This is a genomic window from Rhizobacter sp. Root1221, from assembly GCF_001425785.1.
Lineage (GTDB): Bacteria > Pseudomonadota > Gammaproteobacteria > Burkholderiales > Burkholderiaceae_C > Rhizobacter.
This window is the reverse complement of record NZ_LMDI01000060.1, coordinates 1,228-6,154: the sequence shown is the minus strand read 5'-3', so window position 1 is coordinate 6,154 and position 4,927 is coordinate 1,228. Positions and strand designations below refer to the sequence as shown.

The following is a 4,927-nucleotide window of genomic DNA, read 5'->3' as shown; positions in this document are numbered from 1 at the left end:
GCGGACGCCCCCCCGCCTGGGCACCGCTGGCGGTGCAGTACGCGGACTACACCCTTTGGCAGCACACGCTGCTGGCCCGGTCCGATGATCCCCAGAGCCTGGCCCATCGCCAGCTCACCCACTGGCGCGATGCGCTGGCCGGGGCGCCCGAACTCTGCTCCCTGACGCCCGACCGGCCCCGGCCCACCCTCTCCACGTACCGCAGCGCATCGGTTCCGCTGCACATCCCGCCGGCCCTGCACCGCGACCTGCTGGCCGTGGGCCAGCGGCATGGCGCCAGCCTCTTCATGGTGCTGCACACGGCGCTCGCCATCCTGCTCACCCGGCTCGGTGCCGGGGCCGACATCGTGGTGGGTTCGCCCATCGCCGGGCGTTCGGATGCCGCGCTCGACCCGCTGGTCGGCTTCTTCGTCAACACGCTGGCGCTGCGCACCGATACGCGCGGGAATCTCGACGTCTCGGCCCTGCTGCTGCAGGTCCGCGAGCGTTGCCTCGCAGCCTATGCACACCAGGACTTGCCGTTCGAGCGGGTGATCGAGGCGCTGAACCCGACCCGCACGCTGTCGGCACACCCGCTGTTCCAGGTCATGCTGGGGCTGCAGGGCGCCGGGCAGCAACCNCACGATGGCCAGCTCGGCCCCCGCCAGCGCGTTGCGTTGCCTCGCAGCCTATGCACACCAGGATCTGCCATTCGAGCGGGTGATCGAGGCGCTGAACCCGACCCGCACGCTGTCGGCACACCCGCTGTTCCAGGTCATGCTGGGGCTGCAGGGCGCCGGGCAGCAACCGCGGCTGGACCTGGCCGGCCTGCAGGCAACGCACCTGCCGGTTCATGTGCCGGTCGTCAAGCTCGACCTGGTCTTCAACCTGCGGGAGTGGGCCGATGCACCCGGTGCGGCCGTCAGCCTGCGAGGCCACCTGGAATATGCGGTCGACCTGTTCGATGCACCGACCATCGATCGCCTGGCGCAACAGTGGCAAAGGGTGCTCGAAGCCATCGTCGCCGCGCCCGGGCGCCGGATCGGTGAAATCGATCTGCTCGCTGGTGACGACCGGCGCCTGCTGCAGCATTGGAACGCCACGGCCCAGCCGGTGGCTGAATCGTCCGTCCCCGCGTTGTTCGAGCAGCAGGTGTCGCTGCATCCCGAGGCCCTGGCCGTCACCTTCGGTGACGTCGGGCTGTCGTATGCCGAACTCAACGCCCGCGCCAACCGGCTCGCTCACCACCTGATCCAACTCGGCGTGCGCACCGAGGATCGCGTCGCGGTCCTGCTGGACGATTCCGCCGATTTCGCCATGGCGATCCTGGCGGTGCTCAAGGCAGGCGCGGTCTACGTGCCGCTGTCGTCCCGCTACCCCGATGAGCGCAAGCAGTTGATCATGGCGGATGCCGCCGCGAGCGTGCTGCTGCTCAAGGGCGAAGCGCCCGAGGGCATGCGCGCCATGGCGGCCCGGGTGGTCGCCATCGACGGCGCCGCGCTGTCGCAACAACCCGCCACCAATCCGGGCCGATCCATCACCGCGGACCAGCTCGCCTATGTGATCTACACCTCGGGGTCCACAGGCCGGCCCAAGGGTGTGGCTGTCACGCACGCCAACATCGCCAGCCTCGCCATCGACCGGCGCTGGCGCGATGGCCACCATGCACGCGTGCTGGCGCACTCGCCTCACGCCTTCGACGCGTCCACCTACGAGCTGTGGGTGCCGCTGCTGATGGGCGGGCAGGTCGTCGTGGCGCCGCCGGAGAACCTGGAACCGGCCACGCTGCGGCGGCTGATCGACACGGCGGGCGTGACCGCGGTCTTCATGACCACCGCCATGTTCCGGCTGCTGATGGACACCGATCCCCATTGCCTGCGCGGGCTGCGCACGCTGTGGACGGGCGGCGAACGGGCTTCCGTCGCGGCGTTCGAACGCATGCGTGCCTGCTGCCCGGAAACCGCGGTGGTGCACGTCTACGGCCCCACGGAAACCACCACGTTCGCCATCGCCTATCCGGTGCCGTCACTGGGTGAGATCGCCGAAAACGTGCCCCTTGGCGGCCCGCTGGACAACACGCAGATCCACCTCCTCGACACCCTGCTGCAGCCGGTTCCCATCGGCAGCCCGGGTGAGATCTGCATCGGTGGTGCCGGTGTGGCGCGCGGCTACCTGAACCGCCCCGGCCTGACGGCCGACCGCTTCGCCGCCGACCCCTTCGGRCCGCCCGGCTCGCGCCTGTACCGCTCCGGCGACCTGGGCCGCTGGCGCCACGACGGCACCATCGAGTTCCTGGGCCGCATCGACGAGCAGGTCAAGATCCGGGGCTTCGGCGACAACTACCTGCACGTCGAGACGACGGCCTGGCTCGTGATCCCCAACGACCCCACCATGTCGCCAGCGATGCTGCTCGCCTTGGTGAGCAAGGCGCCCAGCACGATCATGATATCCGGGGCTTTCGCATCGAGCCCGGTGAGATCCAGTCCGTGCTGGAACTGCATCCCGGCGTGGCCCAGGCCACCGTGATCGCCCGCGAGGACCAACCGGGCAACCGGCAGCTGGTCGGCTACGTCGTCCCCGGCCCCGCTCGGCCGGACCCCGCCGCCTTGCGCCGCTACCTGGCCGAGCGCTTGCCCGACTACATGGTGCCYGCTGCCGTGGTGATGCTCGAGGCCTTGCCGCTCACGCCCAACGGCAAGATCGACCGCAAGGCGCTGCCCGCACCCGACTTCACGGCGCAAACGTCTTTCCGTGAAGCGCGCACGCCGAACGAGCACGCGTTGGYGGCCCTCTTCGCGGAGGTGCTCGGCCTGGCGCGTRTCGGCATCGACGACGATTTCTTCGCGTTGGGCGGCCACTCGCTGCTGGCCACGCGGCTGGCCGGMCGCATCCGGGCGGCGCTGAACGTCGAGCTGTCGGTGCGCACGCTGTTCGAGGCCCCGTCCGTGGCGCGGCTGGCCGTGCACCTGGAGGCMACRGGCGAGGCGCTCGCCCAGCAACCGCCRCTCCGTGCGCTGCCGCGACCCGAYCCGCTCCCGTTGTCCTTCGCCCAGCAGCGGCTGTGGTTCCTGCATCGGCTCGAAGGCGCGAGCGCAACGTACAACATYCCTTCCTGCTGGCGGTTGCGCGGGGCCGTTCATGTCGAGGCACTCGAAGCTGCGCTGGCCGACCTCGCCGCCCGGCACGAGAGCTTGCGCACGGTGTTTCCCGAGACGGCCAGCGAGCCGTGCCAGCAGATCCTCGACGGGAAGCTCGCCGAGCCTGCGCTGGAACGCATCAGCCTTGCGGGCATGCCCGAACCCGACGCGGCGCTGCAAGCCGCCGTGGAGGCGGCCGTCCAGCACCAGTTCGACCTCGCCTCGCAGATCCCGCTGCGCGCCACCCTCTTCTCGCTCGGCGCCAACGAACACGTGCTGCTGCTCTTGCTGCACCACATCGCCGCCGACGGCGAGTCCATCGCCCCGCTGATGGCCGACCTGGCCTTCGCCTACGGCGCACGCTGCRGCGGACGCCCCCCCGCCTGGGCACCGCTGGCGGTGCAGTACGCGGACTACACCCTTTGGCAGCACACGCTGCTGGCCCGGTCCGATGATCCCGGTCCGATGATCCCCAGAGCCTGGCCCATCGCCAGCTCACCCACTGGCGCGATGCGCTGGCCGGGGCGCCCGAACTCTGCTCCCTGACGCCCGACCGCCCCCGGCCCACCCTCTCCAGCCATCGTGGCGCATCGGTTGCGCTGCACATCCCGCCGGCCCTGCACCGCAACCTGCTGGCTGTGGGCCAGCGGCATGGCGCCAGCCTCTTCATGGTGCTGCACGCGGCGCTCGCCATCCTGCTCACCCGGCTCGGTGCCGGCRCCGACATCGTGGTGGGTTCGCCCATCGCCGGGCGTTCGGATGCCGCGCTCGACCCGCTGGTCGGCTTCTTCGTCAACACGCTGGCACTGCGCACCGATACGAGCGGGAATCCCGACGTCTCGGCCCTGCTGCTGCAGGTCCGCGAGCGTTGCCTCGCAGCCTATGCACACCAGGATCTGCCATTCGAGCGGGTGATCGAGGCGCTGAACCCGACCCGCACGCTGTCGGCACACCCGCTGTTCCAGGTCATGCTGGGGCTGCAGGGCGCCGGGCAGCAACCGCGGCTGGACCTGGCCGGCCTGCAGGCAACGCACCTGCCGGTTCATGTGCCTGTCGTCAAGTTCGACCTGGTCTTCAACCTGCGAGAGTGGGCCGACGCACCCGGCTCGGCGGGGGGCTTGCAGGGCCACATCGAATACGCGGNCCGCTGTTCCAGGTCATGCTGGGGCTGCAGGGCGCCGGGCAGCAACCGCGGCTGGACCTGGCCGGCCTGCAGGCAACGCACCTGCCGGTTCATGTGCCTGTCGTCAAGTTCGACCTGGTCTTCAACCTGCGAGAGTGGGCCGACGCACCCGGCTCGGCGGGTGGCTTGCAGGGCCACATCGAATACGCGGCCGACCTGTTCGATGCACCAACCATCGCGCGCCTGGCGCGGCGATGGCAGCACGTGCTCGAAGCCATGGCTGCCGCGCCCGAGGGCCGGATCGGTGACATCGACCTGCTCGATGGCGATGACCGGCGCCTGCTGCAGCATTGGAACGCCACGGCCCAGCCGGTGCCTGACTCGTCCATCCCGGCATTGTTCGAGCAGCAGGTATCGCTGCACCCCGAGGCCCTGGCCGTCACCTTCGGCGACGTCCGGCTGTCGTATGCCGAACTCAACACCCGCGCCAACCGGCTTGCCCACCGGTTGCTCGCGCTGGGCGTGCAGCCCGAGCAACGCATCGCCGTGGCGCTGCACCGGACCATCGACCTCCCCGTCGCCATGCTGGGCATCTTCAAGGCCGGCGCCGTCTACCTCCCGCTCGATCCCAACTATCCCGCCGAGCGCATCGCGTTCATGCTCGACGATGCGCAGCCGGCCCTGCTGC

3 protein-coding genes and 2 pseudogenes are annotated in these 4,927 nt (G+C 70.2%); all 5 read left to right on the top strand.

What is annotated here, in order from left to right:
- Positions 1 to 32 precede the first annotated feature (32 nt).
- A pseudogene (locus ASC87_RS33445) lies at positions 33 to 619 on the top strand (condensation domain-containing protein); the annotation flags it as partial.
- A 5-nt stretch (positions 620 to 624) separates the two neighbouring features.
- A complete protein-coding gene (locus ASC87_RS32540; protein ID WP_056670584.1) occupies positions 625 to 2,505 on the top strand; it encodes an amino acid adenylation domain-containing protein in 1,881 nt (626 codons plus the stop codon).
- Complete coding sequence (locus ASC87_RS33550; protein ID WP_056670581.1) at positions 2,466 to 3,662, top strand: condensation domain-containing protein; 1,197 nt, start codon at positions 2,466 to 2,468, stop codon at positions 3,660 to 3,662. The genes ASC87_RS32540 and ASC87_RS33550 overlap by 40 nt, the downstream gene beginning before the upstream one ends.
- Positions 3,596 to 4,259: pseudogene (locus ASC87_RS33545) on the top strand (condensation domain-containing protein); the annotation flags it as partial. The gene ASC87_RS33550 and the pseudogene ASC87_RS33545, both read left to right, overlap by 67 nt.
- A gap of 1 nt (position 4,260) precedes the next feature.
- The coding region (locus tag ASC87_RS32865; RefSeq protein ID WP_235582318.1) for an AMP-binding protein at positions 4,261 to 4,927 on the top strand (667 nt) is incomplete at both ends.